The following is a 26,565-nucleotide window of genomic DNA, read 5'->3' on the forward strand; positions in this document are numbered from 1 at the left end:
CCTTCATGACGGCCGCACGTTCCCCCCTCACCCCCGCCGGCAACCCCCGCCCCGGCCTGCGCGAACGCAAGAAGATCAAGACCCGGGAGGCGATCCGCGCCGCCACCTACGCGCTGATCAAGGAACAGGGGTACGACGCCACGACGATCGACCAGATCGCCGAGCGCGCCGAGGTGTCGCCGTCGACCGTCTTCCGGTACTTCCCGACCAAGGAGGACATCGTCCTCACGGACGAGTACGACCTGCTGATGGTCGAGGAGTTGCGCTCCCGGCCCGCCGAGGAGTCGTGGATGGACTCACTGCGGCATGTGATGCACAAGGCCCTCGACGCGAGCATGGCCGAGGACCCCGAGGTGGTGCGCATCCGGACGCACCTCGGGGTGCAGGTCCCCGCCGTCCGCTCCCGGATGTTCGAGAGCATGTCGGAGACCGGCCGCATGCTCCGTGCGGCCCTCGCCGAACGGGCCGGTCTGGACCCCGACGGCCTCGAGGTCCGCGTCTACGCGATGTCCCTCATCGGCGGGCTGATGGAGGTCTCCATGTACTGGGCGGAGAACGACTTCGAGGGCGATCTCGGCGCCCTCATGGACCGGGCCCTGGACGTGCTGGAGCAGGGCCTGCCCCGCACCGAAAACCACTGAGGTGGCGGCGGCCCGGCGTGCGATGCTGACGGGGTGAACGCAGTCGAGATCCACGTCGAAGTCGCCCCCGCCCTGCATCTGTTCGTGCCGGCGGCCCGGCGCACCGGCGCCACCCCGCTCGGCACCGACGGCGTCTCGACGCTCGGCCATGTCATCGAGTCCCTCGGCGTCCCGCTCACCGAGGTCGGCGCGCTGGTCGTGGACGGCCGCGAGGTGCCGGTCTCGCACATCCCGCAGGCGGGCGAGACGGTGCGGGTACGGCCCGTCGACCGCCCCCAGCGGGTCCCGGGCGCGCCGCTCCGCTTCCTCCTCGACGTCCACCTGGGCACCCTGGCGCGCCGCCTGCGCCTGCTCGGCGTGGACACGGCATACGAGTCGACGGACATCGGCGACGCGGCGCTGGCCGCCCGCTCGGCGGCCGAGAAACGGGTCATGCTCAGCCGCGACCGGGGCCTGCTGCGCCGACGGGAACTCTGGGCCGGCGCCTTCGTCTACAGCACCCGCCCCGACGACCAGCTGCCCGACGTCCTCGATCGCTTCGCCCCCGACCTCCACCCCTGGACCCGCTGCACCGCCTGCAACGGCCTGCTCAGACGAGCGACCAAGGAAGAGGTCGCCGACCAGCTCGAACACGGCACCCGACGCTCCTACGACGTCTTCGCCCAGTGCACCGAGTGCGGCCGCGCGTACTGGAAGGGCGCGCACCACGACCAGTTGGAGGCCATCGTGGAGCGCGCCCTGACACAGCATGGCTAACGCCTGCTCGTATCACCCCTGTCGCAGGTGATTCCGTTGCGGTTCCGGTCCAGCCCCAGCGGATCGTCACCGCCGTTCACCTTCAGCCGGCCGTAGTCGTTCTGCCGGAGCCAGGCACACCGGGCAGCCGTCGTCTTGTTCACCTCCGGCGGGAACACCGTCGGCACGCACACGTTGGCCGAGCCGTAGTGCCGGTCGCAGCCGGAGATGGTCGGGCTGACCTGCTGTGACGTCCGCTTCTTGGCGGGGCCGGAGACCGTGCCGGACAGGGAGTCGGCGAAGGCGTGGATGTGCGGGGACGCCGCGGTGAGGGCCGTCGGGCCCGTCAGGTGGACCCACTTGGCCACCGACGGCACCCCGTTGGCGTCGACCGCGAAGAGCATGTACCAGCCGGGCGGGGCGAGGTTCGGGTTGTTCGTGACGTTCAGGTCGACGTTGTCGCCGTCCACCGACAGCGGCAGATCCACGAAGCGCTGGTTCGGGTCGGAGGAGTGAGTGACGGCTGCCGGACGGATCAACTCCGCCTTGGCGATGGGGCGGTCGACGGTGATCCGCTGGGTGTCGCCGTACTTCCACTCCTGGTTGATCACCGAGGTGATCGTGGGACGCGTGCCCTTGTACAGGTACGGCGGGGTGTAGATCGACACGTTGTGGTTCCAGGTGCCGTTGCCGGGGTTGTCGCCGGTCGCCATCACCCGGCCGTCGGGCAGCAGGAACGCCGAGGAGTGGTAGCCGCGGGACTCGGGGTCGGCCGCGACCGGGTCGAAGGTGTTCGTGGACGGGTCGTAGAGCGAGGACTCGTAGACCGGGTTGGCCCGGTTGTGCAGGGCACCGCCGGTCTCCAGCACCTTGCCGTCGGGCAGCAGGACCGCGGAGACGTACATCTTGCCCTGGTTGCCGGTCTCCGGCTGGGGCCCGCCGCCGAGGTCGACGGTGCCCTGCGGGACCGGCGGCCCGGCGACGTACGACGGGTTCGCCTGCTTGAGGTCGATCAGGTCGGTCAGGCGGTTCGCGTCCGGGTTGGAGTCGATGTTGCCGCCGCCGATGGTGAGGACCCTCTGGTCCTGCGCGGGAGGCAGCAGGACGCTCGCCGACTGGTCGCGCTCGTCCTTGTTCTGCAGCCCCGGGATCTGGGTGACCGTGTTGGCGCCGTAGTCGTAGATCGCCGAACCCGTGCCGGGGATGTTGTTGCCGAAGACATGGCTGCCCGAGTAGAAGAGGCGGCCGTCCTGCATCAGGATCATCGCCGGGTACAGGCCCCAGTACGACCAGGTCTGGTTGACCTGCGACAGCGGCAGCCACTGGTTCTGCGCGTAACTGAACTTCTCCGCGGTCACCGAACCGGTGGAGTCCTCGCGGAGTCCGCCGAAGGAAATGACGTCACCGTTGCCGAGCTCGGTCGCCGACGGGTACCAGTGGCCGTCGTTCAGGTCGTTGGTCTTGGTGTACGTCTCGGTCTTCGGGTCGAAGATGTAGGAGTCCTTGAACCCCTCGTAGCCGTGCCCGCCCACGACCGGGTACGCCTTGTTGCCGCTGAGCACCAGTACCCGGCCGTCCTGCAACTGGACGTGCCCCGCGCAGAACATGTCCTTCGGGGTGGGGATGACCTTGTAGTCGCCCGTCGCCGGGTCGTACACCGCGCTGGTGAACGTGCCCGCGTTGAAGTTCTCCTCGCTGTTGCCGGAGCCCGCGATCAGCAGCACCTTGCCGTTGTCGAGGACCACGGAGTGCATGGAGCGGACCGGGTTCTGCGTCGGCAGCACCGACCAACTGCCGTTGGCGCACTGGTCGTTCGTGCCCGTGCACCGGGCCGGCGGCAGCGGGTCCGGGACCTGGTCCATGGTGTAGTCGTCGGTGGTCGCCGAGCCGGTGCCGTAGACGGAGACACCCCAGGTGATGCGGTCGGTGCCGGCCGGGACCTCGGGCGTGCGGACGGTGGCCTGCGTCCAGGCCGACGCCATGTCCAGGGTCTTGAGGTCGGTCCAGTACTGCCAGCCGGCGGTGGTGTCGTGCCGGAAGAGGGTGATGTTGGCGTCCGGGGTGCTGGTCTTGTACCAGAGTCCCAGGTCGTACTGCTTGCCGGCGCTCACCCCCGGCGCGCAGTCCGTCGACTCGGTGATCATCGCCTTGCGGTCGCCGGAGACCCGGCGGGTCAGCGTGACCTTCATGGCCGCGGATCCGGAGTGCGCGTCCGAGGTCGTCTCGAAGGTGAAGTCGTTGTCACCCCAGCCCGACTTCTCCCAGCAGTACGGCATGCCATCGCTGCCGGCGGTCTCGAAGCCGGGGTTCTTGATCAGGTTGGCGGCCTGTGCCGGCTGGGGCGCGGTCAGGAGCAGACCGGCGGTCAGGGCGCCCACCCCGGCCAGCGCGGTCCGTCTGCGGTACTTGCTCAAGCGGCTCTCCTCCGGTGGGTACGTCGCGGGAGATAGACCAGCGCCTCGGTTCCGACGAAGCGCAGGACGAACGTCAGGACCAGCGCGAGCGCGGTGGCAGGCAGGGCGCCCATGCCGAACCGCCCGACGAGCAGGGCGATCAGCGGGATGCGGAGCACCAGGTCGGCGTTGGCGAGCAGCGCGAACCGGCCGAGCCGGTCCCACCAGCGGCGGTGCGCCCGCCGGTCGCGGAACAGCAGCTGCTCGATGAGCACGAAGTTCCAGGCGACCCCGAACTGGTTCGCGAGGATCTCGGCGGGCAGGTAGTGCAGCCCGAGGACGGTCAGCGCCCAGAGCCCGACGAGGTTCGGCACGAAGCCGCTCGCGCCGATCAGCCCGAAGCCGACCATGCGGGCGGCCGGGGAGGCGGTGCGCAGGCCCGCCAGGTGGCGCAGGAAGCGCAGGCCCTCCCGGGCGGTGGACTTGGACTCGCCCGCGAACCGGTCCTGGAAGACGAACGGCACCTCGGCGACCTGCCGGGGGCGGCTGCGTACGGCCAGTTCCAGCAGGATCTTGTAGCCGAGCGGCTTGAGCACGTCCGCCGTCACCGCGCTGCGCCGGATCGCGAAGAAGCCGCTCATCGGGTCGCTGATGCCGCGCAGCCCGCGCGGGAAGAGGGCCTTGGCCAGCCAGGTCGCGCCGCGCGAGACGGCCACCCGGTAGCCGCCGGCGAGCCCGGCCCGGCTGCCGCCGTCGATGTACCGGGAGGCGACGACGAGCCCGGCGTTCGTCCGCTCGCCGGTGGCCACCAGCTCCGGTACCAGGGACGGCGGGTGCTGGCAGTCGCCGTCCATGACGACGATCCAGTCCGAGGTCGCCGCCTTCAGTCCCTCGACGACCGCGCCGCCGAGCCCGCCGACGGGTTCCTCGCGGTGCAGTACGGCCACCGGGAACGGGCAGTCCCGGGCGGCCTGCCGGATCACCTCGGGGGTGTCGTCGGTGGAGTCGTCCACGAAGAGGACCTCGCAGGGCAGCCGGGCGGGCACCGACTCGGTGATCCGGTGCAGCAGCTGCCGGATGTTCGCGGACTCGTTGAACGTCGGTACGACGATGGTGACGGCGCCGGGTTCGGGGACCTCGACGGCGTCGAGGCCCTGCGCCGGGGTGGTGTACTCGGTCATCGGAGGCCTCCCCCGGTCTGGATCCGCCGGATCTCGATACGGTCCGGGCCGTTGCCGAACGTGACGACCGGTGTGGAGTGCCGGATCGCGTCCCGCACGTTGGGCAGGTCCTTGGCGTCGCGGCGGACGGTCGGCGAGGCGACGACGTAGTCGATGTCCCGCCAGCCGTGCGGCAGGGTCCGGGTGACAGCAGGGTCGAGGTCGGCCTTGTAGAACCAGATGGCGCCGAGCCCGGGCCGGTATCCGGCGTGCACGAGGTCCAGCCAGAGGGCGTCGTCGACGAGGACCCGGGTGTCCTTCGGGTCCGCGACCTTCGTGCCGAGCCAGTGGGAGGCCTGCCGGTAGGGCTGGTTGGCGTCGGCGGTGACGGCGGTGCGGTCGCCGTCGTACCAGTGCGGTACGACGTAGGCGCCGGCGGCGAGGGCGAGGACGGCGGCGAGCGCGTACCGGCCGCCGGTGAGGTAGCGCTTCTCGTTCTCGGTCCTGAAGCGGCGCAGCACCGCGTGGGCGACGGAGGCGGCGCCCCCGGCCAGCACCAGGGCGAGGAAGGGCAGCGCGCCGATGACGTACATGGCGGGCAGATAGCCGCCCGGGCGCAGCGCCACCGCGGCCAGGACGGCGACCGTCAGCGCGGGGCCGGCGAGGGCGCGGGCGGTGACCGACCAGCGCCAGGTGAGCAGCAGGAGCAGGGCTCCGGCGAGGCCGCCGAGGGGCAGGACGCGGTCGTAGTACAGCCAGGAGTGCAGGACGCCGTACGAGCCGGAGCCCTCGTCGAGGATGAATCCCGAGCCCGGCCGGGACATCTGGTACGTGATGCCGTCCCACAGGGACACATGCCCGGCGCCCGGGAACAGCTCGCCCTTCAGCAGCGCGAACAGCGGGTAGGAGAAGCCGATCAGGGCGCAGGCGGTGACGGCTCCGGTGAGGGCGAACTTGCGGGTGTCGCGGTGGCTGTTGCGCCACATGGTGACGAACAGGGCCGGCAGGACGACCAGCATCGTCTCCTTGGTGAGCACGCCCGCGGCGGCGGCGAGGCCCGCGCCGAAGTGGTGCCACAGGTGGCGGCTGGGCGAGGCGGCGAGGCAGAACGCCAGCAGCAGCCACATCACGGCGATGTTGTCGAGGAAGATCTCCCGGCTGAGGACGACCGCGAGCGGGGAGAGCCCGAACAGGGCCATGCCGAGTCCGGCGGCCCAGCGGGGCAGGGAGAGGCGGCGGCCGAGGACGTAGACCAGGACCGCGCTGACCCCGGTGATCCCGAGCATGACGATCCGCATGGTGCCGACGGTCATCGAGCCGGGGCTGAGTGCCGAGGGGAGCCAGCCGAGCAGGGCTATCTGGATCCAGCCGAGCGGCGGGTGGTCGTACCAGTAGGTGTAGTGGGCCAGGCCCCGGCCCTGCTGGACGGCCCAGGCCTGGGCGAGATAGGTGCCCTCGTCGTCGCTGAGGGTCGGGTAGTCGGCGATGTTCCAGCCCTGGACGACGAGGATCGTCGTGAGCAGGGCACCACAGAGCAGCAGATCGGGACGGGAGGAGCGGAGCCGCGGCGGTTGGGTGCGGCCGGTCGAGGGCGTTTCGGGCGCAGGCGGGCGTAGCGCGGGGACCTTCGCTGCGGTCACCGCGGGAAGTGTGGAGGTCACGCAGGAACGTCCTCTCGGATGGGCTCGGCCGCGGTGAGGTGCGCGCCGACGTGCGTGGTCAACTCCCAGTCGTTGCGGCCGCGTTGCTCGCGCCAGACGGCACGGATGGCGGCACCGGCGAGGAGGACCTGGTAGAAGGGGCCGCCCACGATGAGCTTCACGTAGTGGACGAGGCGGACCTTCAGGCCGTACTGCTTGCCGAAGTCGTGCAGCCCGACCACCTCGAAGACGAAGGTGACGGCGGCGGTGACCAGCGGCAGGAAGGTGAGGAAGGCGACCCCGACGGGCACGTCGAGGAGGAGCGCGACGGCCGCGTTGAGCGGGATGATCACGCCGGAGAAGGCCTGCATGAACGGGGTCATCAGGGTGTACCGGGCGAGCAACCGCTGCCCGAATCCCGGCAGCTGCTTCCAGTCCTTCTTCCGGTACACCTGGAGGAAGCCCTGGTTCCAGCGGGTGCGCTGCTTGAGCAGCGACATGAGCGAGCCCGGGGTCTCCTCCCTGGTCACCATGTCGGAGTCGTAGGCGACGACGACCTTCTTGCCGACACTGGAGAGGCGTACGCCCAGGTCGCAGTCCTCGGCGAGGCAGTCGGGGTCCCAGCCCTCCGCCTCCCTGAGGACGTCGGTCCGTACGAAGACGGTGTTCCCGCCGAGCGGGATGAACCCCTTCTGCGCGTGCAGATGCAGCCGGGAGCGGAACCAGAAGAAGTACTCCAGGCAGTTGCGCAGGCTGTACCAGCTGGAGTGGAAGTTGATGAGCTGGACCCCGCCCTGCACGACATCCGCCCGCGTCGTCCGGAAGGCGTGGTCGACGTGGGCGAGCAGCTCCGGGTGGACCTGGTCCTCGGCGTCGAAGACCCCGACGACATCGCCGCGGCAGTGCGGCAGCGCCGTGTTCATGGCCTTCGGCTTGTTCTTCTTCTCGTGGGTGTCGACGACGACCCGCACGCGCGGATCGCGTGCGGCGGCCCTCTCGGCCACCTCCGTCGTCTCCGGGTCGTCGTGTCCGACGATCACGATGACCTCGAAGTCGGTGTGCGTGGATTCCAGCAGCCGCTGGATGGTGTGGTCCAGCACCGCCTGCTCGTGCCGGGCGGGCAACAGCAGCGAGAACGACAGGTGTCCGTCGCCGTCCGGCCTGCCGAACCGGGTGGAGGCCAGCACCTCGGGCGTGCGCCAGGCGTGCATCTGCCACCACAGGGTGAAGGCCGCCATCCAGAACAGGGCCAGTGAGACGGCGGCGATGAAGACAGACGTGAGCAAAAAGATCCCCCCAGATCCCCAATTACCCCCTGTGCGGGCGACGTTGAGTAACCAACCGTCGACCCGCAGTGGAGAGAGTAGGGGGGATCTGTGAAATGTGGGAGCTCTTCCGATAAATAGCTTGTTTCGGAACGGCGGTACGAGTAGTGGGATCTATCCGAACACGTGCTCCGTTTCGGACAGTTCACACTTCCGTCACCCTTGGGTTCCGGGTGCTCAGCGCCTGTTCAGGGCCGCGCCGAGTCGTTCCGGATCGGTCGTCGGCGCGTCACAGGTGAAGTCACGGCAGACGTACGCGGTCGGTTCGCCCTGCTGCAGGGGCCGGCCGGCGAGGAGCGGGAACTCGTCACTCTCCGCGGTACCGACGGCGACGACGGCACCGGGAGCGGTGCCGAGAAGTGCCGTACGGTGCAGGGCGGCCGTCTTCTCGTCCGCGAGGCCGGGTCCCGGTCCGACGACGGCGACCTCCTTGGGGCCGTCGAGGAGGGCTTCGGCGACGGCGAGCCCCCAGCCGATGAACCGGGGCACGCGCGGCCCGAGGGTCTTCACGACCCCCAACGCCCGTTCGGCGGCGGTCCGGTGGGCCTCGGACCCGGTGTGCGCGGCATAGCCCAGCAGGGCACCGGCCGCCGCGGTCCAGCCCGACGGGGCGGCGTTGTCGGTGGGGTCCTGCGGCCGGCGGATCAGCCGCTCGGCGTCCGACGCGGTGTCGAACAGCGCGCCGGTCCCGGGGTCGATGAAGCGGGCGAGCACATGGTCGAGGAGCAGACCGGCGAAATCCAGCCAGACGCCCTCGCCGGTCACGGAGGCGAGCGCGAGGAAGCCCTCGGCGACGTCGGCGTAGTCCTCCAGCACGCCCGCGTTGGGTCCGACGCGGCCGTCCTTGCTGGTCCGGGCGAGCCGGGCGTGCTCGTCGAGGTGCACCCGGACGAGCAGGTCGGCGGCGCCGAGGGCGGCCTCGACCAGGTCGGGCCGGTCGAAGTAGGCGCCGGTCTCGGCGAGCGCGGCGATGGCGAGGCCGTTCCAGGCGGCGATCACCTTGTCGTCCCGGCCGGGGGCGGGGCGCTCCTCTCGGGCGGCGAGGAGGCGCTGCTTGACACCGGCGACCTTCTCGGCGTCGAACACATGCTGTGTCTGCGGCAGTTGGAGGACGGACCGGCCGTGCTCGAAGGTGCCCTCGTCGGTCACGCCGAAGTACCGGGCGGCGAGTTCGCCGTCCGCGTCCCCGAGGACGGCCTTCAGCTGCTCGGGCGTCCACACGTAGTACGCGCCCTCGACGTGCCGCCCGGTTCCGTCGTCGCTGTCGGCGTCGAGCGCCGAGGCGAACCCGCCCTCGTGCGTGCGCAGTTCGCGCACGAGGAAGTCGGCGGTCTCCAGCGCGACGCGCCGGGCGAGATCCGATCCGGTGGCCCGCCAGAGATGGGCGTAGACGCGGCAGAGCAGCGCGTTGTCGTACAGCATCTTCTCGAAGTGCGGCACGACCCAGTCACGGTCGACGGAGTACCGGGCGAACCCGCCACCCAGTTGGTCGTAGATGCCCCCGCGGGCCATCCGCTCAGAGGTGTCCCGGGCCATCTGCAGCGCGCCCTCGGCGCCGGTCCGTGCATGGTGCCGCAGCAGGAACTCCAGCACCATGGACGGCGGGAACTTGGGCGCCCCGCCGAATCCGCCGCGCTGCGGGTCGTACTCGCGGGTGAGCCCGAGGAGGGCCTGGGCGAGTTCCTGCTCGCCGGGCGCCCGGTCGCCCTGCCGGCTGATCTCCCGCTGGGCGAGATCGCGGACGATCTTCCCGGCGACCTCGGCGACCTCGTCACGGCGGGTGTCCCAGGCCTGGCGCACCCCCTCCAGCACCTGGCGGAAGGAGGGCATGCCGTGCCGGGGCGCGGGCGGGAAGTAGGTGCCGAAGTAGAAGGGCTCGGCGTCCGGGGTGAGGAAGACGGTCATCGGCCAGCCGCCCTGCCCGGTGGCGGCCTGCACCGCCTCCATGTAGACGGCGTCGACGTCGGGCCGCTCCTCGCGGTCGACCTTGACGCTGACGAAGTGCTCGTTGAGGTAGTCGGCGGTGGCCCGGTCCTCGAAGGACTCGTGTGCCATGACATGACACCAGTGACAGCTGCTGTACCCGACGCTCAGCAGCACGGGTTTCCCGGTCCTGCGGGCCTCGTCGAAGGCCTCGGCCGACCAGGGCCACCAGGCGACGGGGTTGTCGGCGTGCTGGAGCAGATACGGGGACGTCTCATGGGCCAGTCGGTTCACCGTTCCACTCTCCCACGGGACCGTTCGACTCTCCCACGGGCTCGGGGACGGCGTGGCTCGCCGGTTCGGGCACCGCGTAGAAACGCATCAGTACCGGGCGGGCCCCCTCCGGGGCCTCCTCGCGCGGGTGGCCGTACCGGTCGAGCAGGGCCTGGTACTCCCGCATGAAGCCGAGGAGTTCCTCCCTGGTCAGCCAGGTGCCGTGGCGCTGGACCTGGGCCCAGCCCGCGGGGCCGCGGTACTCCTCGTGGGCGCGGCGGTACAGGGCGGTGTCGAACTCGATCTTCAGATGGGCGAGCTGGGCGGCGGCCGCGTACTCCTCGGGGGGCATCGTGGCGGGGTCGGGCGTGGTGTGCCGGAAGGGCAGCGCCCGCCACCACCTCTCCCGCCCGCCGGACTTCTCCGGGATCTCCTCGATGAGCCGCTGCTCGGCGAGTTTGCGCAGGTGGTAGCTGGTGGTGCCGGAACTCTCGCCGAGTTCGCGGGCGAGGACGGTGGAGTTCGCCTCGGCGTGCCGGCCGAGGTACTCGAGGATCCGGCGGCGCAGGGGATTGCCGAGAGACTTGTAAAGGGCGGTGCGCTCCAGGCTGGTCATCTCGGGCATGCCGTCGGTCATGCGGTCACCGTAACCCTGAGAACCCCGAGACATCCCCGATGTATGCCGAATTTTCTTTGCAGAATTTTCTCTGCGTTCTACGGTGGAGGCGGTTCTGCATACGAGAGGCAGTTCGGAACACGAGGGGAGAGGGGGCGTGATCGTGCGGGGGAAGTGGCCCTTGGCGCTGCTGGGAGGGGCTTCGGTCCTGCTGGTGCCGTGGATGGCGGTCCTTGCCGTGACCCTGCCGGGCAGCACGCGGGTGGACAACTGGCCGCTGGCCTGGATCGGCCTCGACGTCCTCCTGGCGGCGGGCTGCGCCACGACAGCCGTGCTCGGCCTGCGCGGCGACGCCAGAGCCCGCCTGACGGCCTCGGCGACGGCGTCGGTGGCGGTGCTGGACGCCTGGTTCGACATAACGACGTCAGGCACGGGCGCCCCCCTGACCGAGGCCCTGCTGTGCGCGGTGGCGGAGGCGGGGCTGGCGGGGGCGTGCGTCATGCTGGCGCTGGGCAGAGCCCAACGGGCGGAACGGGCGCATCGTGCGCAACGGCACCGAGGTTCCGCGTGCGCGCCCGGAGCGGCGCGTCAGCCGGTGAGCGTGCCCACGACGCGCACGGGGCTGATCCGTATCACCACACGGGTCACCTCCGGCGGCAGTTCCAGGTACTCCTGACCGGCGCCAGGGCCTTCGTACTGCTCCGCCAGCCTGACCGCCAGCTCCCGGCCGACGTCCTCGGTGACGGTCGCGGTGCCGCGCACCTCGACGTACCGCAGCGGGTCCACCGGGTCGTACACCGTCAGGCTCACCCGACCGTCCCGGTGGATGTTCCGCTCCTTGCGCCGACCGGCGGCCGTCGACACGAGCAGGTCGTCCCCGTCCCTGCCCACCCAGACGACGGAGGTCTGCGGGCTTCCGTCCGCGTTCACCGTCCCCAGGACGGCGGGGACCGGATCGTCGATCAGCCTGCGTACGGCATCGTTCAGGGCGACTGTCACGACGGGGACCCTAGGCCCGCCGGCCGCTGCCTGTCGATCGAATTCCGGCTCGGCCGACCGCCGTTCCCGCACCCCGCACGGCACACGCACACAACGACGTTGCCGCTCCTCCCCAACTCCCCACCGACGAACACCCCTCCCCTTTGCGCCTCCCCCGAAGGACACTCATAACCAAGGAAGTTGACGCCGGAGGGGGACGGGATATGCGGGACGGCCATCGGGGTGAGGCCGAGCGGCTGCTGGTGCGGGCTGTCGAGGAGGAGGTGCGGCGCTCGGGCGGGCGGATCGACGGGCAGGTACTGCTGTCGCGGGCGCGCGCCGCCCTGGACGCGATGGCGGGCGCGGCCGGCGAGGAGTACGAGGCCTATACCCGTGCGCTGGACGAGGCCGAGGCAGGCCGGCCCACCTTCGGGCAGCGCTACGCCCGCGAGGGCGCCGGAACTGCCTTGCTGGTGGCGGCCGTTGCGGCGGTGGCCGCAACCGTGGCCGACCTCTCTCTGGGCACCGGCACCGGTACGGCCGTCGGCGCGGGCGTCGCCGCGGGCGTGGTCGGTGCCGCCGCCTCCGTGGTGAAGGTGGCCGGCGCCCATCTGCCCGCCGCGCATCACCACGCGGGCGCGGCCGGCCAGCCCGGCGGGTCCGAACAGTTGCGGCTGCAGTGGCTGACCGCGCTGGAGGTGCGCGGCATCCGCCCGTTCCTCGACCAGCAGCGGGTGCTGAGCGCCTCCACGGGTACGAAGAAGCCGGGCGGCCCGCCGCTGCGCGGCACGGACAAGAGCGCGGCGGCCCGCCGGCGTACGGTGCTGGAGCAGTCCTTCGGGCAACTCCCGGACGCGGACGGCCCGTTCGCGGGACGCCGGGCGGAGCTGGGGCGGATCCGGCAGTGGGCGCAGGCGGCCAGAGCGGCCACCGAGACCCGGCCGACGGTGGTCGTGCTGCACGGCGAGCCCGGCTGCGGCCGGACCACGCTCGCGGTACGCGCGGCGCACGAACTGCGGGACCACTTCCGCGGCGCGGTGGTCGTGGACCTGCGCGGCGGCAGGCGGGAGGAGCCGCCGCTGTCCACGCGGGACGCCCTGCTGCATCTGCTCAACCGGCTCGGCGCGCCCCGCGAGCAACTGCTGTTCCGGGAGCGCTCCTCCCCCGACCAGCAGGTCAAGCGGCTCGGCGAGCTGTACCACCAGCATCTGTCCGGCCTGCCGGTGACGATCGTGCTGGACGACGCCTCGGACCCGGAGCAGGTGCGGGCGCTGGTCCCCGAGCGCTCCGACAGCCTGATCCTGGTCACCGCCCGCACCGCCCTGGACCTGCCTGCGGACCTGCCGGCCTGGGTGCACCACCTGCCGGTCGAGCCGCTGGACGCGCCGGGTGCCGAGGAACTGCTCGGGGCGTCCGCGCAGGACACCTCCGGCCCGTACGACGCCGACTCCGCCGACCGGATCCGCGAGCTGTGCGGCGGGCTGCCGCTGGCGCTCAGGATCGCCGGCTCCGCGCTCGGCCCGCGCTCACCCCGGCAGCTGGCCACGGACCTGGGCGCATACGGCCCGGTGGAGCCGGTCGAGCGTGCCCTGTGGCTGCGCTACACCGACCAGCCGGAGCCCTCGCGCCGGCTGCTGCGCCGGCTCGCGCTCGCGGGCCGCGCCTCGCTGGGCGCCGCGGCGGCCGCCGCGCTGCTCGCCACGGACGAGGCCGAGGCCACGCGCCATCTCGCCGTCCTCGCCCGGGCCGGGCTCATCGACCATGTCCGCGGCAGCCGCTACCGGCTGCACGACCTGGTACGGGCCTTCGCGGGGGCCCGGCTGCTGGACGAGGAGGACCCGGCCGAGCGCACGGCCGCGCAGGAACGGCTGATCGTGAACTACGCGGAGCTGGCCGACTCGGTGCTGCGCCTGGTCGACGGGAACATGTCGACGCGCTCGCACCAGTTCGGCCCGCACGGCTTCACCTCGCTGGACGAGGCGCTGCGCTGGCTGGACGACGAGTCCAGCTTCATCACCGCGGCCCTGCGCCACGCCGAGGGCGTGAACCAGTCGGCGGTGCAGAACCTGCTGGGCGCGCTGTGCGACTACTGCCTGCTGCGCGGCGACCTGTACCGGCTCGGCGAGATCAGCGAGCTGGCGCAGTCCGTGGACCAGGGGCTGCTGGTGCGCTCCGTGCAGTGGCGTACCGGTATCGCCGCCCGGCAGCTGGGCGAGCTGGACAAGGCGCGCACCACGCTGGCCTCGGTGGTGGACCTGTACCGGGAGGCGCACCATGACGCGGGGGCGGCCCGCGCCCTGTGCTCCCTCGGCATCACCCTGCACCACCAGGGCAACCTCACCGAGGCCGCCGCCAAGCTGCAGGAGGCGCTGGATCTGCAGGCGGCGCCGGAGCTGGCCACGGACCGGGCCTGGACGATGCACGCCCTGGCCGCCGTCCAGCGCGACCGGGCCCGGCTCGCGGAGGCGCTGGAGCTGCTGACCCGCTCCCTGGTCCTGCACCGCGAGGGCGGCTCGGTGCACGGCGAGGCCTGGGCACACTTCCAGCTCGGCCAGCTGGCGCTGCGGATGGGGGACGTGCCGCGCGCCGAGACGGAGCTGCGGGCGGCCCTGGACCGGTACGGGCAGATACATGACGCACGCGGCGAGGCGTGGGCGCTGACCCAGCTGGCCCGGGCCCGCCTGGTGGCCGGCGACGCCTCACCGGCCGTGGACAGCCTCCGGCAGGCCGCCGCCCGGCACCGGGAGAACGAGGACGCGCGCGGCGAGGCGTGGACGCTGTACTACCTGGGCCAGGCACTGGAGGAGACCGGCGATCTGGACCAGGCGGTGCGCGATCTGGAACGGTCCCGCACGATGTTCTCCCGGATGCGGGACGTCTACGGCCTGGCCTGCGCCCGGCACCACTCGGCCCGGGTCACCCGCGACCAGCGGGCCGCGCAGACCGGCTCGCTGCGCAACTCCGGCTTCGCCCGGCAGCTCCTCGTGGACGCCCGCGCCGACTTCCAGCGCATCGGCGTCGCCCACGGCGAGGCGTGGACCTGCCTGGAGCTCGCGGTGGTCGACGCGGGCAACGCCCGCACCCAGGCGGCGCTGGCCCTGTCCGACGAGGCGCTGGACCTGTTCGCCTCCTACGGCGACCGGCGCGGCGAGGACTGGGCCCGCTTCCTGCGCTGCACCCTGCTGCCGTACGCGGCGCCGGGCGGGCTGGAGGTGGGCACGGCGGTCGCCCAGGAGGAGCTGGCCCAGCTGGCCCGCGCCGGCCATCCGCTGCGGGACGAGAAGCTGGCCGACTACGTCCCGGCGTACGCCCTGCTGCTGGAACGCGGGGTCAGCCTGGAGGACGGCTGGCAGGCCTGGCGGCTGCGCATGACCCCGGACCGCCACGCCCGGGAGGTGATGGGGGTGGCGGTACCGGCGGGGCGCTGACGCCCGGGTCAGCCCTTCCGGGCCCCGGAGTCGGCGGCCTTCTTCGCCTGCTCGGCCTCGGGGTCCGGGGACTCCTCGAAGTCGACCTTGTTCATGTGCTTGCTCATCGACTTCATCAGGCCCCACACCGCCAGGGCCATCACCGCGAAGACGATGAAGCCGAGGACTCCGGGGGTGACCTTGTTCTGGTCGAGGTCCTTGGCGAGGGGGACGAGGTGCGTCACTGCCAGGCTCACGCGTGCGCTCATGTCAGGCATTGTCGCGGATGCCCGCGAAGAGGTCGTCCTCGGGGAGGGAGGTATCGACGAGCGACTTCGCCAGCTCGTACTCCTCCGTCGGCCAGACCTCCCGCTGCAGCTCCATCGGCACCTTGAACCAGCCGCCGTCGGGGTCGATCTGCGTGGCGTGCGCGATCAGCGCCTTGTCACGGATCTCGAAGAAGTCCGCGCACGGGATGTGCGTGGTCAGCGTGCGCTCGGTGCGCTCGAACTCGTTCCAGCGCTTGAGCCAGTCCCCGTACGGCGACTCCAGGCCGCGATCGAGCATCGCTTGGTGCAGCGCCTCGGTGCGGGGGCGGTTGAAGCCCTGGTTGTAGTAGAGCTTCAGCGGCTGGTAGGCGGGGCCGAACTCGGACTCCGGGTACTTCTCGGTGTCCGCCGCGCCCTCGAACGCCACCATCGAGATCTTGTGGGTCATGATGTGGTCGGGGTGCGGGTAGCCGCCGTTCTCGTCGTAGGTGGTGACCACCTGCGGGCGGAAGGCGCGGATCCTGCGCACCAGCTCGCCGGCCGCCTTGTCGACGTCCTCCAGGGCGAAGCAGCCCTCGGGCAGCGGCGGCAGCGGGTCGCCCTCGGGCAGACCGGAGTCGACGAAGCCGAGCCACTCCTGGCTCACGCCGAGGATCTCACGGGCCTCGTCCATCTCCTTCTTGCGTACCTCGTGGATGTGCTCCTCGATGTACGCGTCGCCCTGGAGCTTCGGATTGAGGATGGACCCACGCTCTCCGCCGGTGCACGTCACCACCAGCACGTCCACCCCCTCGGACACGTACTTCGCCATGGTGGCCGCGCCCTTGCTCGACTCGTCGTCGGGGTGCGCGTGAACGGCCATCAGTCGCAGCTGGTCAGTCAAGACTCAATCCTCGGTCAGTCGGCGCCCCGTGTCTTCGGCGCGATCGGCGGCTTCTATAGTGACGGAATCGGGGGACGATTAATTCCGGGCCCGGTTCCTGCCGAGAGGACGATCATGAGCACGGCGAGCACGCGGCTGCCCGAGGGCCGCTACGGCCGTTCCTCGGACGAGCGTGCCGACCGGGGACTCAAGGTCGCCGCCGTGGTGCTGGGCACGGCCCTGCTCGCGCTGGTCGGGTACTTCGCCTACCACTACGTCGTGGAGAGCCGGATCAGCGCCCAGGTGATCACCTTCGACGCCACGGACAACGCGGTGAAGGTGCATCTGGAGGTCCACAAGGACTCCGGCACCGACGGCTACTGCACCCTGCGCTCCCAGGCGGCGGACGGCTCCGAGGTGGGCCGGGCCGACTTCCGCTTCACCGGGTCGGCCACGCGTATCGACCAGGTCGTCACGCTGCGTACGACGGCGAAGGGCACGACGGCCGAGCTGCTCGGCTGTCACACCGGCTGACGGCGGCCGAACACTCCCCTTTCACCCGGAATACGTACACGCTGACCTGCGTTGATGCGATTCTGATGGCTTATGTCCTCCCCCTTCCGGCCTTGAATTGTTAGGCTCGTGGTTTCGCCCATCCAAGAGGGAACATGCTTCTGGGTAGGGCGATGCTTTGTATTCCCAGTACCGACGAGGAGCACCCTGTGACCCAGACCAGCGAGAACGTCACCTGGCTGACCCAGGAGGCGTACAACAAGCTCAAGGACGAGCTTGAGTACCTTACTGGTCCTGCGCGCACGGAGATCGCCGCCAAGATCGCGGCCGCGCGCGAGGAGGGCGACCTGCGCGAGAACGGCGGGTACCACGCGGCCAAGGAGGAGCAGGGCAAGCAGGAGCTGCGCGTACGGCAGCTGACCCAGCTTCTCGAGAACGCCCAGGTGGGCGAGGCCCCGGTCTCCGCCGACGGCGCCGTCGCGCCGGGCATGGTCGTCACGATCGCCTTCGACGGTGACGAGGACGACACGCTGACGTTCCTGCTCGCCTCCCGCGAGTACGCGAGCGCCGATATCGAGACGTACTCGCCGCAGTCCCCGCTCGGCGCCGGTGTCATCGGCCACAAGGTCGGCGAGGACGCGGAGTACGAACTGCCGAACGGCAAGAAGGCCTCGGTGACGATCCTGAAGGCCGAGCCGTACTCGGGCTGATCCACTCACCCGATGACCTCGAGCCCCCGGTGTCCGCCGGATTCCGCCGGACACCGGGGGCTTCGCCGTGTCCGGAGCCCTCAGGCGGTGGCCGAACGGTACTTGCGGACCGCGAAGGTGCGGAAGACGGCGATGATCACGCTGAAGGGGTTCCACTCGGCTATGTGCCGCAGCCACGGGGTCATGTGACCGGGGTCCACGAAGGCGTTGGAGATGAACGTGACCGGGAACAGCCAGATCAGCCCGCTGGACGTGGCCGCCTCCGGGGTGCGCACGGACATGCCGATCAAAGCACCGATCCAGGTGAACGCATAGCCCAGCAGGAGCAGCAGGCCGAAGGCCGCGAGAACCTTGCCGACGTTCGTGTCGCCGTTGGATCCGACGCGCCAGCCGACCAGCAGCGCGACCACGGCGAGCACGACCAGGGTCACGGCCGTCTGCACCAGGTCGGCGAGGGTGCGCCCGGTCAGCACCGCGCCACGCGCCATCGGCAGGGAGCGGAAGCGGTCGATGAGCCCCTTGTGCATGTCGTCGGCGATACCGGCGCCGGAACTCGCGGTGGCGAACGTGACGGTCTGCGCGAAGATGCCCGCCATCAGGAAGTTCTTGTAGGCGATGGGACTGGCGCTGCCTCCGATCTGCATGGAGCCGCCGAAGACATAGCTGAACAGCACCACGAACATGATGGGCTGGATGAGCCCATAGATGATCATCTCGGGTATGCAAGTTCGCCCGTCTTCGTGTGATTGCAGTTCGTATCCTCGCCGCCCCCGGCATGGCCGGATCCCCCCTGAGCTGCACGGGTGACGGTGTACTTCGGATCGGCCGAGCCGGTCACCTCCATGGGTGGCAGCACATACAAGGGCGGTGCCGCAACGCCCTTGTACGGCGCTAGAGCCTCCAGCGCACGCTCGTACTCCCCGGAGCCCCACCAGTACTGTGCACGCCGGTACAAGGCTGCCCAGCCACGTCCACCGACGCGTTCCGAGCAGTCGTAGTCCTTCCAGTTGCTCCCGGTGCGGATCTTGTGCAGCATCATGACGAAGCCATCGCGTACGTCCCTCCACTGACGGCTCGGCGAGATGATCTCCCTGACCTGGCGCCACTGCTCGTCAGTGATCTCGGTCGGGATCGTGATCCCGGTCTCTCGGTGCCAATCAGTGATCGGATCGGTCAGCCCCTTGTGCCGAGGCTCACCCCTGCCTGTGATCTGCACACGCACGTCGAGCAGGTCAAGCTTCTGTTCGAAGCTGAAGTCGTCCAGCCGCACATCAACCTTGTCGATCATGGCGAGCATGGCCTTGGCCCGGCCCTCCTGGCCTTCGACCTCATGCAGCCACTCGGCTACACGCTCGCGTTCCTTGGCCAGCTCGGCTTCCTGCTCCTTCAGCTCCGCTTTCAGCTCCTCGACAAGCCTGGTGTCGTCTTCGTCGTCATCCTCGACGGAGGCAAGCAGGAGCGCGATCTTGCGCTTGCGACTGCTCCGCTTCTTCTCGATCTGCGCGTCAAGCTCGGTGACGCGTCGGCGGTAGGACTCGGCGCGCTCGGGCACGCTGCCCAGTGACTCCTCGACCAGCTTGTGCAGCTTCTCCTTGTCGGACAGAAGAGCCTTCACCTCAGCCCAGACCGCGGTATCCACCTCACCAACCGGGATCTCCCAGCAGTCCTCGTGACGCTCGTTGATCGGGTGGCCTTGCCTGCCGGCCATGCAGCGGTAGTAGCGGCCGTCCGCAGTGCTGGCGCCCGTCCTGTGCACGCCGCACAGGCTGATCAGTCGGTTCGAGAGCAGGTACTTGCTGTGCTTGCTCTTGACGCGGGCGCCGCGAGCGATAGCAGCCCTAAGCGCCTCAGCTCGGTCGTCTGGGAGGGGCTTGGGGAGGTCGATGCGGAAGGAGGTGGTGATCTCCTCGCCATCCTCGTTCTCTCCAGCGAAGGTGAATTCGACGTAGCCCTTGAGGCACGCCATCACACGAGAGACGAGGTTTCCGCCCTCCCACTCCTTGCCTCTTCGCGTGCGGTAGCCAAGGGCGTTGAGATGGCGGGCCGCGTCCTCCCGAGTCACGGGCTCGGGAGAATCGATCATGAAGTCGGCGAACTTCTCAATCTGCTCGACCTCTGCCGGGTTAAGGACCGGGTTCCCGATCGAGTGCCCCGCTCACCTCAGTGCTCGTGACCGCTCGATGTAGGCGTCTGACCAGCTTTCTTGACCGTCAGCGGCAGCAACGTCTTGCCGGTCGGGCCTACTTGTACCCAAGTATCCATCTGCGGGCAGATGGAGCCGTCGAGAAGCAGATGCAGTGGGTCTGGTGACGGCGAGTGCAGCGCGGAGGTCCAGCCAGCATGAGCCGTACAGAAAAGCCCCCTCCCAGTACTGGAGGGGGCTTTCGTGCGAAACGTTGGTGCTGGCCTGAGGTCCCACCCGGATCAGCTGCACCGTAGTCAATCTCGGGCACCAGGCCCTGCGGAGCCGTCAACCGGCCGCCCGGCGATACTTGCGGACCGCGAGCGTGCGGAAGAGCAGGATGATCACGGTCGACCAGATCAGCGAAGCCAACACGGGGTGCTGCATGGGCCAGGCGTCGGGGGCCCGGAAGCCTGGGGGAAGGTTGCCGAACAGTTCGCGGCTCGCCTGCACGGTGGCGCTGAACGGGTTCCATTCCGCGATGTGCCGCAGGAAGGCCGGCATCTGGTTCGCGTCCACGAAGGCGTTCGAGATGAACGTCAGCGGAAACAGCCAGATCAGGCCGCCCGAGGTCGCCGCTTCAGGGGTGCGCACGGTCAAGCCGATGAGCGCGCCGATCCACGAGAATGCGTACCCGAGCAGCAGGAGCAGGCCGAATCCGGCGAGCACCTTGCCGAGGTTCTCGTGCGTGCGCCAGCCGACGATCAGGGCGACTACCGCCAGGACGACGAGGGTGAGTGCCGTCTGGACCAGGTCGGCGAGGGTGCGCCCGGTCAGGACCGCGCCGCGCGCCATGGGCAGGGAGCGGAAGCGGTCGATGAGGCCCTTGTGCATGTCGTCGGCGATGCCCGCGCCAGCGCCCGCCGTGGCGAACGTGACGGTCTGCGCGAAGATGCCGGCCATCAGGAACTCACGGTAGGCCTGGGTGGAGTTGGACGAGCCGACCTGGATCGAGCCGCCGAACACATAGGTGAACAGCACCACGAACATGATGGGCTGGATCAGCCCAAAAACGAGCATCTCGGGAATCCTGCCCATCCGAATCAAATTCCGGCGGGCGATGACCAAGGAATCGCTCACGGCGGTCACTTCACCTGCTCCTTCAAGGAGTTGGCTCGGTCGTCTCGGATACGCGGCGAGATGAAGCCCGACCGATACGAGCGAGCAGGATTCGGTATCCGTGACATGCGGATGAGGTTCCGCTTGGCCACGACCATCGAGTCGCGGACGGAGCGGCTGAGGGGGTTGCCGGGCGGTGCCACCCGTACGGCTTCGCTGACGGCGGTCATTTCACGGCCTCCTTGCCGTTCGCCTCGTCCTGGCCGGCGCTCTCGGCCACGTGTCCCGTCAACGACAGGAAGACGTCGTCGAGGGTGGGGCGGCGCAGCCCGATGTCGTCTATCTCGATCCCGCGGGTGTCCAGCTCGCGGATGATCTCGGCGAGCAGCTTGGCGCCGCCGGTGACGGGGACCGTGAGCATGCGGGTGTGCTCCTCGACCGTGACGTCACCCTTGCCGAACCCGCGCAGCGCCTCGGCGGTGCCGGCTATGTGGTCGCGTTCGTGCACCACGACCTCGACGCGCTCGCCGCCGGTGCGGGCCTTGAGCTGGTCGGAGGTGCCCTTGGCGATGACCCGGCCGTGGTCGACCACCGCGATGTCGTGCGCGAGATGGTCGGCCTCCTCCAGATACTGCGTGGTGAGCAGCAGGGTCGTACCGCCGGAGACGAGCTGCTTGATGACCTCCCACAGCTGCTGGCGGTTGCGCGGGTCGAGGCCGGTCGTCGGCTCGTCCATGAACATCACCGGCGGCGAGACCACGAGGGCCGCGGCGAGGTCGAGCCGGCGGCGCATGCCTCCGGAGTAGGTCTTGGCGGGGCGGTCGGCGGCGTCCGCGAGGTTGAACTGCTCCAGCAGCTCGGATGCGCGCTGCCGGGCCGCCTTGGCCCTCATCTGGTACAGCTGACCGACCATCTGCAGGTTCTCCCGGCCGGTCAGGTATTCGTCGACCGCCGCGAACTGGCCGGACAGGCCGATGGAGCGGCGTACGGCGTCGGGGTCTTTGAGCACGTCGACGCCCGCGACGACCGCCTTGCCGCTGTCGGGGCGCAGCAAGGTCGTCAGGCAGCGCACGGCCGTCGTCTTGCCGGCGCCGTTCGGTCCGAGGAGGCCGAGGACCGTGCCCTCGGGCACGTCCAGGTCTACGCCGTCGAGAGCCCTTACGTCGCCGAAGGTCTTCACCAGGCCTTCGGCATGGATGGCGCCTGGCATGTCTGTCTCCACGTCATCGGGGATCGTCATCCGGGATTCTTCGGAAAGGCTAGGTTTGCCCGCCTGGATCCGCCCGTGGTTTTCCCACGGGCAGACGGCCGGCGGGCCGCCCGTCCACACCATAACGCGATGTATCGCGTCTCTCAATGGGGTGGATCGGGGATCGACTCGAACGGGTGATCGGTGGGTAGGGAGTGATCAGTAGGGGCTGGGGGCCGGACCCGGGAGCCGGGGCTCTCAGTTCATGACGAGGTAACCCGCGTCCCGCAGGGCCTGGCCGACCTCGGCGCAGTGCGCCGGGCCCTTCGTCTCGAGGTGCAGCTCCACCTCCGCCTCCGTGAGCCCGAGCCGGGGGTCGGTTCGTACGTGGCTCACGTCGAGGACATTAGCGTCGACCACTGACAACACCCCGAGGAGCGTGGCGAGGGCGCCCGGGCGGTCCGTCAGCCGGAGCCGAACGGCCAGGTAGCGGCCCTGCGCGGCCATGCCGTGACGCAGCACGCGCTGCATCAGCACCGGGTCCACGTTGCCGCCGGAGAGCACCGCGACGACCGGGCCCTCGAAGGCGTCCGGCGCGGCCAGCAGCGCCGCGACCGGGCTCGCCCCGGCCGGCTCGACGACCAGCTTGGCCCGCTCCAGACACAGCAGCAGCGCGGCCGACAGCTGGTCCTCGCTGACCGTGCGCACCTCGTCGACCAGATCGCTGACGATCGCGAACGGCACCAGGCCGGGCCGCCCCACCTTGATGCCGTCGGCCATCGTCGCCGGGTTCTCCACCGACACCGGACGCCCGGCGGCCAGCGAGGGCGGGTAGGCCGCCGCGCCCTCCGCCTGTACGCCGACGATCCTGACGTCCGGCCTGATCGCCTTCACCGCCACCGCGATCCCGGCCGCGAGCCCGCCGCCGCCGACACCGACGACGATCGTGCGCACCTCGGGGCACTGCTCCAGGATCTCCAGGCCGACCGTGCCCTGGCCTGCGATGATGTCCGGATGGTCGAAGGGGTGGATGAACACCGCGCCCGTCTCGGCCGCGTACTCCTCGGCGGCGGCCAGCGTCTCGTCGACCACCTGGCCGTGCAGGCGCACCTCGGCGCCGTAGTCACGGGTCGCGCTGATCTTCGGCAGCGGGGCGCCCTTCGGCATGAACACCGTGGAGTGCACCCCGAGCAGCGCGGACGCGAGCGCCACACCCTGGGCGTGGTTCCCGGCGCTCGCCGCCACCACGCCGGCCGCCCGCTCCTCCGGCAGCAGTCCGGCGATCCGCACATAGGCACCGCGCAGCTTGAACGAGCCGGTGCGCTGGAGGTTCTCGCACTTCAGCTGCACCGGCGCGCCGACCAGCTGGGTCAGGTGCCGGCTGCCCTCCATCGCGGTCACCCGTGCCACGCCCGAGAGCATCTTCTGGGCGCCGCGCACGTCGTCGAGGGTGACGGAACGCAAGGGGTGTGCCGTGCCGTAGCTCATGACTCCAGGATCGCAGTTCACGGTCGTACACGACGGGTGTGACCAAGCTCCGAGACCGGTTTGTGCAGCGCCGGTACGACCCGCCGCCGGGCCGCGTACCCTGTCCCCCAACCCAGCAGCCCTTCATGAAGCGAGCCTCCGGCCATGCCCACAACACCCGATCTGTCGATGGACATGACGACCGTCGGTGACACCGGTCTTCTCGACACCCTCCAGCACGAGGTGGCGGTGTTCGCCCGCCGTGCCGAACAGACGCGGCTCGGCGGGGTCGGGCAGGTGCGCAACTCCATGGACCGGGCGGCGTATCTGCTGCTCAACCGCCTCGACAAGGAAGGGCCGATGGGCGTCAAGGCGCTCGCCGCGAGCATGGGCATCGACTCCTCCACGGTCACCCGGCAGGTGGCTCCGCTGGTCGACACCGGGCTCGTCAAGCGCACCTCGCACCCCGAGGACGGCCGTGCGGTGGTCCTTCAGCTCTCCCCGCGCGGGGCGGCCCGGCTGGAGGAGGTGCGCTCCTCCAGGCGTCAGCTGATGGCCGAGCTGACGCAGGACTGGGCGCCGGAGGAGCGCGAGCAGTTCTGCACCCTCCTGACCCGCTTCAACCGCGCGCTGTCCGCGCGCATGTCCGTGCAGGAGCCCCCGCCGGCGGAACAGTCGCCGGCGTCCTGAACACGGACGCCCACCGCCACCCGCACCCGACGGCACCGGTCGGTTCCGGACTCTTGACCCCGGGGCCATCGCTGGCCTCATATGAGACCGGGTCCTGTGTCGTACGCGCTTCACCTGTCCCGTACCCGGCAGGGCCCTCCAGGGGGAGGCGCGGTGCGTGATCGGCAGCTGTCCCGAGGTGCCCGCCGGGCCCGGGAGTTCGAGGCGTTCGTCGCGGGCGCGGCCGGACGTCTGCTGCATGCCGCCACGCTCCTGACGGCGGAGGCACCGGACGCCAGCCCGCGCGCGCGGCGCCTGCTGACGCTCGCGCTCGCCCACACCTACGCGCACTGGGACCGGCTGCACGGCGAGGACCCCTACGACTGCGCCCGCCAGTACCTCGCCTCGCGGTTCGCGCGCACGACCTGGCACCAGTACGGTGCCTTCGGCCGCGCCCGCCCGGATCCGCGCAGCCCCCTCGCCGTGCTCACCCCCCGGGAACGCCTGATCCTGGTGCTTCGCCTCTACGAAGGCGTGGCCGAAGAACAGGCAGCGGCCCTTCTGGGTCTGCCGACGGAACGCGTCCACACCATCTGCGACCGGGCGACAGCCACCCTGCTCCACCCACCCCGCCCGGCCCCGCCACGAACGGTGGGCAGGGAGGTGGCGCCTTCATGAGCGCTGTGGGTGGGGACGGTTCCGAGGGCGGGGGCGGCCCTGTCCGGGTCCGGGCCCCGCGAGGTGCGCACGGGCCTCTGCCTCGGCGTGCGGGGAGGGTGTGGTGAACCGGATCGAGCGGGAGGCCGCCGCCCGGCAGATCATGGAGCAGGTCCCGGCACCCGTGCCGCCGGACCTGTGCGCGGAGGCGGTGCGCCGTGGGGAGCGCCTGCTGCGGCGAAGGCTGCTCGTCCGCCGGGTGATGTGGATGCTGGCCCTCGCCGCGGCCGTCGCCTTCACTGTGTGGGCGGCCCGTGTGCACCCGTGGACGCAGCCGCCCTCCCAGACGACACCGCCGATCACCGGCTGGTGAACCGACCGGCCGACGGCGGTGAGCCTCGCACCGGCGGGCAGGTACGTCCACGGGGCGACGGCCTGTCACGAGCCGTCGCCCTCGACCAGCCACCCGGTAGCAGGCAACCAGAGGCCGGCGGTCGGCCCCCGGTCGCCGGGCATGATCCAGAGCCACGAGCGATCGGCCACCGGTGGTCGGCCATCGACCACAGGCCGGCCACCGGCCGGCCCCGCGGGCCGCCCCGTAACCGGCGGCCTCGGGGCAGGCGGCAGGCTCGGTCAGCCCAGGGCCTGCTGGAGGTCCGCCAGCAGGTCGTCGACGTTTTCGATGCCGACGGACAGGCGCACCAGGTCGGCGGGGACCTCCAGCGCGGAACCGGCCGCGGAGGCGTGCGTCATGCGGCCGGGGTGCTCGATCAGGGATTCGACGCCACCGAGCGACTCGCCGAGGGTGAACACCTTGGCGCGGTTGCACACCTCGACCGCGGCCTCCTCGCCGCCCTCGACCCGGAAGGACACCATGCCGCCGAACGCCTTCATCTGCTTCGCGGCGACCTCGTGTCCGGGGTGCTCGGGCAGGCCCGGGTAGAGCACGCTGGTCACGCGCGCGTGCCGGGTCAGCATGTCGGCGATCTTCGTGGCGTTCTCGCTGTGCCGGTCCATCCGCACCGCGAGGGTCTTGGTGCCGCGCAGCACCAGCCAGGAGTCGAAGGGACCGGCGACGGCGCCCATCGCGTTCTGGTGGTAGGCGAGTTCCTCGCCGAGGCCCTGGTCGGAGACGATCAGCGCGCCGCCGACGACGTCCGAGTGACCGCCCATGTACTTGGTCAGGGAGTGGACGACGACGTCCGCACCGAGCGACAGCGGCTGCTGCAGGTAGGGCGTGGCGAAGGTGTTGTCGACGACGAGCTTCGCACCCGCACTGTGCGCGACCTGAGCGACGGCGGCGATGTCGGTGATGCCGAGCAGCGGGTTGGAGGGGGTCTCCACCCAGACGGCCTTGGTCTTCGGGGTGATCGCGGCGCGTACGGCGGCCGGGTCGCTGGTGTCGGCGACGGACCACTCCACGCCCCAGCGGGTGACGACCTTGGCGAAGAGGCGGAAGGTGCCGCCGTAGGCGTCGTTCGGGATCACCACGTGGTCACCGGGGCTGAGCAGCGTGCGCAGCAGGGTGTCCTCGGCCGCCAGGCCGGACGCGAAGGCGAGACCGCGGCGGCCGCCCTCCAGCGCGGCGAGGTTCTCCTCGAGGGCGGTGCGGGTGGGGTTGGCGCTGCGGCTGTACTCGTAGCCGCCGCGCAGTCCGCCGACGCCGTCCTGCTTGTAGGTCGAGACCTGGTAGATCGGCGGGACGACCGCGCCGGTGAGGGGATCCGCGGTGTTGCCCGCGTGGATCGCGAGGGTCTCGAAGTGCTGACTGATATGCCTGTCGCTCATGTACACCGAGCGTAATGCGCCGGGCCGGATGCTGACGCCCGCGGGGCCGGGCAGCACAGGACTGAGGGATTTCCCTGCATGCCCCTCGTGTCATGGACCGGACGGGAGT

25 protein-coding genes are annotated in these 26,565 nt (G+C 70.5%); 9 read left to right on the forward strand and 16 right to left on the reverse strand.

The window, feature by feature from the left end:
* Positions 1–5: 5 nt before the first annotated feature.
* Complete coding sequence (locus BFF78_RS16160; RefSeq protein WP_079161820.1) at positions 6–641, forward strand: acyl-CoA-like ligand-binding transcription factor; 636 nt, start codon at positions 6–8, stop codon at positions 639–641.
* Between the two features lie 33 nt (positions 642–674).
* Positions 675–1,397, forward strand: a complete 723-nt coding sequence (locus BFF78_RS16165; RefSeq protein ID WP_069779013.1) for a Mut7-C RNAse domain-containing protein — start codon at positions 675–677, stop codon at positions 1,395–1,397.
* Here BFF78_RS16165 and BFF78_RS16170 read toward each other — a convergent pair.
* The 6 genes from BFF78_RS16170 to BFF78_RS46215 all read right to left on the reverse strand — a co-directional run bounded on the left by BFF78_RS16170 (position 1,394) and on the right by BFF78_RS46215 (position 10,727).
* On the reverse strand, positions 1,394–3,790 hold the full coding sequence (locus BFF78_RS16170) for a galactose oxidase early set domain-containing protein (RefSeq protein ID WP_069779014.1): 2,397 nt from the start codon (positions 3,788–3,790) through the stop codon (positions 1,394–1,396). The two genes, BFF78_RS16165 and BFF78_RS16170, sit on opposite strands and share 4 nt — an antisense overlap.
* Positions 3,787–4,950: a glycosyltransferase gene (locus BFF78_RS16175; protein WP_069779015.1), complete on the reverse strand. Its 1,164-nt coding sequence runs from the start codon at positions 4,948–4,950 to the stop codon at positions 3,787–3,789. Before BFF78_RS16175 ends, BFF78_RS16170 begins: the two co-directional genes overlap by 4 nt.
* The gene (locus BFF78_RS16180; protein WP_069779016.1) at positions 4,947–6,590 is read right to left on the reverse strand and encodes an ArnT family glycosyltransferase; all 1,644 of its coding nucleotides are present in this window, start codon (positions 6,588–6,590) and stop codon (positions 4,947–4,949) included. Before BFF78_RS16180 ends, BFF78_RS16175 begins: the two co-directional genes overlap by 4 nt.
* The gene (locus BFF78_RS16185; protein ID WP_069779017.1) at positions 6,587–7,855 is read right to left on the reverse strand and encodes a glycosyltransferase; all 1,269 of its coding nucleotides are present in this window, start codon (positions 7,853–7,855) and stop codon (positions 6,587–6,589) included. The genes BFF78_RS16180 and BFF78_RS16185 overlap by 4 nt, the downstream gene beginning before the upstream one ends.
* 216 nt (positions 7,856–8,071) lie before the next feature.
* Positions 8,072–10,111, reverse strand: a complete 2,040-nt coding sequence (locus BFF78_RS16190; RefSeq protein ID WP_069779018.1) for a thioredoxin domain-containing protein — start codon at positions 10,109–10,111, stop codon at positions 8,072–8,074.
* Positions 10,092–10,727: a winged helix-turn-helix domain-containing protein gene (locus tag BFF78_RS46215; protein WP_159033014.1), complete on the reverse strand. Its 636-nt coding sequence runs from the start codon at positions 10,725–10,727 to the stop codon at positions 10,092–10,094. The genes BFF78_RS16190 and BFF78_RS46215 overlap by 20 nt, the downstream gene beginning before the upstream one ends.
* Positions 10,728–10,863: 136 nt before the next feature.
* Between BFF78_RS46215 and BFF78_RS46220 the strand changes: the two genes are divergently transcribed.
* On the forward strand, positions 10,864–11,382 hold the full coding sequence (locus BFF78_RS46220; RefSeq protein ID WP_069779019.1) for a hypothetical protein: 519 nt from the start codon (positions 10,864–10,866) through the stop codon (positions 11,380–11,382).
* On the opposite strand, the gene BFF78_RS16205 is transcribed toward BFF78_RS46220, so the two are convergent.
* Complete coding sequence (locus BFF78_RS16205; RefSeq protein WP_069779020.1) at positions 11,295–11,705, reverse strand: PPOX class F420-dependent oxidoreductase; 411 nt, start codon at positions 11,703–11,705, stop codon at positions 11,295–11,297. The two genes, BFF78_RS46220 and BFF78_RS16205, sit on opposite strands and share 88 nt — an antisense overlap.
* A gap of 203 nt (positions 11,706–11,908) precedes the next feature.
* On the opposite strand from BFF78_RS16205, the gene BFF78_RS16210 reads away from it, so the two are divergent.
* Positions 11,909–15,112: a tetratricopeptide repeat protein gene (locus tag BFF78_RS16210; protein WP_069779021.1), complete on the forward strand. Its 3,204-nt coding sequence runs from the start codon at positions 11,909–11,911 to the stop codon at positions 15,110–15,112.
* 8 nt (positions 15,113–15,120) lie between these two features.
* Here the strand turns inward: BFF78_RS16210 and BFF78_RS16215 are convergent, their stop codons facing one another.
* Both BFF78_RS16215 and mca read right to left on the reverse strand, forming a co-directional pair.
* The gene (locus BFF78_RS16215; protein WP_079161344.1) at positions 15,121–15,369 is read right to left on the reverse strand and encodes a hypothetical protein; all 249 of its coding nucleotides are present in this window, start codon (positions 15,367–15,369) and stop codon (positions 15,121–15,123) included.
* Positions 15,362–16,243 (reverse strand): mycothiol conjugate amidase Mca, encoded by an 882-nt coding sequence (gene mca, locus BFF78_RS16220; RefSeq protein WP_079161345.1) that lies wholly within the window; start codon positions 16,241–16,243, stop codon positions 15,362–15,364. The genes BFF78_RS16215 and mca overlap by 8 nt, the downstream gene beginning before the upstream one ends.
* Positions 16,244–16,357: 114 nt before the next feature.
* Between mca and BFF78_RS16225 the strand changes: the two genes are divergently transcribed.
* Positions 16,358–16,756, forward strand: a complete 399-nt coding sequence (locus tag BFF78_RS16225; RefSeq protein WP_069779023.1) for a DUF4307 domain-containing protein — start codon at positions 16,358–16,360, stop codon at positions 16,754–16,756.
* A 188-nt stretch (positions 16,757–16,944) separates the two neighbouring features.
* Positions 16,945–17,445, forward strand: a complete 501-nt coding sequence (gene greA / locus BFF78_RS16230; RefSeq protein WP_069779024.1) for a transcription elongation factor GreA — start codon at positions 16,945–16,947, stop codon at positions 17,443–17,445.
* Positions 17,446–17,525: 80 nt separating this feature from the next.
* Here the strand turns inward: greA and BFF78_RS16235 are convergent, their stop codons facing one another.
* The 6 genes from BFF78_RS16235 to ilvA form a co-directional block, all read right to left on the reverse strand.
* Positions 17,526–18,158 carry an ABC transporter permease gene (locus BFF78_RS16235; RefSeq protein ID WP_227025847.1) on the reverse strand — a complete coding sequence of 211 codons (633 nt, stop codon included), beginning with the start codon at positions 18,156–18,158 and terminating at the stop codon, positions 17,526–17,528.
* The gene (locus BFF78_RS16240) at positions 18,155–19,528 is read right to left on the reverse strand and encodes a transposase (protein ID WP_069779025.1); all 1,374 of its coding nucleotides are present in this window, start codon (positions 19,526–19,528) and stop codon (positions 18,155–18,157) included. Before BFF78_RS16240 ends, BFF78_RS16235 begins: the two co-directional genes overlap by 4 nt.
* 387 nt (positions 19,529–19,915) lie before the next feature.
* Positions 19,916–20,716, reverse strand: coding sequence for an ABC transporter permease (locus BFF78_RS16245; protein ID WP_069779026.1), 801 nt, complete (start codon positions 20,714–20,716; stop codon positions 19,916–19,918).
* The gene (locus BFF78_RS50150; protein WP_069779027.1) at positions 20,713–20,916 is read right to left on the reverse strand and encodes an integral membrane transport protein; all 204 of its coding nucleotides are present in this window, start codon (positions 20,914–20,916) and stop codon (positions 20,713–20,715) included. Before BFF78_RS50150 ends, BFF78_RS16245 begins: the two co-directional genes overlap by 4 nt.
* The gene (locus BFF78_RS16255; protein ID WP_069783606.1) at positions 20,913–21,896 is read right to left on the reverse strand and encodes an ATP-binding cassette domain-containing protein; all 984 of its coding nucleotides are present in this window, start codon (positions 21,894–21,896) and stop codon (positions 20,913–20,915) included. The genes BFF78_RS50150 and BFF78_RS16255 overlap by 4 nt, the downstream gene beginning before the upstream one ends.
* A gap of 237 nt (positions 21,897–22,133) precedes the next feature.
* A complete protein-coding gene (ilvA, locus tag BFF78_RS16260) occupies positions 22,134–23,363 on the reverse strand; it encodes a threonine ammonia-lyase (protein WP_069779028.1) in 1,230 nt (409 codons plus the stop codon).
* Between the two features lie 168 nt (positions 23,364–23,531).
* Between ilvA and BFF78_RS16265 the strand changes: the two genes are divergently transcribed.
* The 3 genes from BFF78_RS16265 to BFF78_RS16275 all read left to right on the forward strand — a co-directional run bounded on the left by BFF78_RS16265 (position 23,532) and on the right by BFF78_RS16275 (position 25,041).
* Positions 23,532–24,032 carry a MarR family winged helix-turn-helix transcriptional regulator gene (locus tag BFF78_RS16265; RefSeq protein ID WP_069783607.1) on the forward strand — a complete coding sequence of 167 codons (501 nt, stop codon included), beginning with the start codon at positions 23,532–23,534 and terminating at the stop codon, positions 24,030–24,032.
* 153 nt (positions 24,033–24,185) lie between these two features.
* On the forward strand, positions 24,186–24,689 hold the full coding sequence (locus tag BFF78_RS16270; RefSeq protein ID WP_069779029.1) for a sigma factor-like helix-turn-helix DNA-binding protein: 504 nt from the start codon (positions 24,186–24,188) through the stop codon (positions 24,687–24,689).
* A gap of 103 nt (positions 24,690–24,792) precedes the next feature.
* Positions 24,793–25,041 (forward strand): hypothetical protein, encoded by a 249-nt coding sequence (locus BFF78_RS16275; RefSeq protein WP_069779030.1) that lies wholly within the window; start codon positions 24,793–24,795, stop codon positions 25,039–25,041.
* A 260-nt stretch (positions 25,042–25,301) separates the two neighbouring features.
* Here the strand turns inward: BFF78_RS16275 and BFF78_RS16280 are convergent, their stop codons facing one another.
* Positions 25,302–26,456, reverse strand: a complete 1,155-nt coding sequence (locus BFF78_RS16280; RefSeq protein WP_069783608.1) for a cystathionine gamma-synthase — start codon at positions 26,454–26,456, stop codon at positions 25,302–25,304.
* Positions 26,457–26,565: the final 109 nt, after the last annotated feature.

The sequence above is a fragment of the Streptomyces fodineus genome (assembly GCF_001735805.1).
GTDB classification, from domain to species: domain Bacteria; phylum Actinomycetota; class Actinomycetes; order Streptomycetales; family Streptomycetaceae; genus Streptomyces; species Streptomyces fodineus.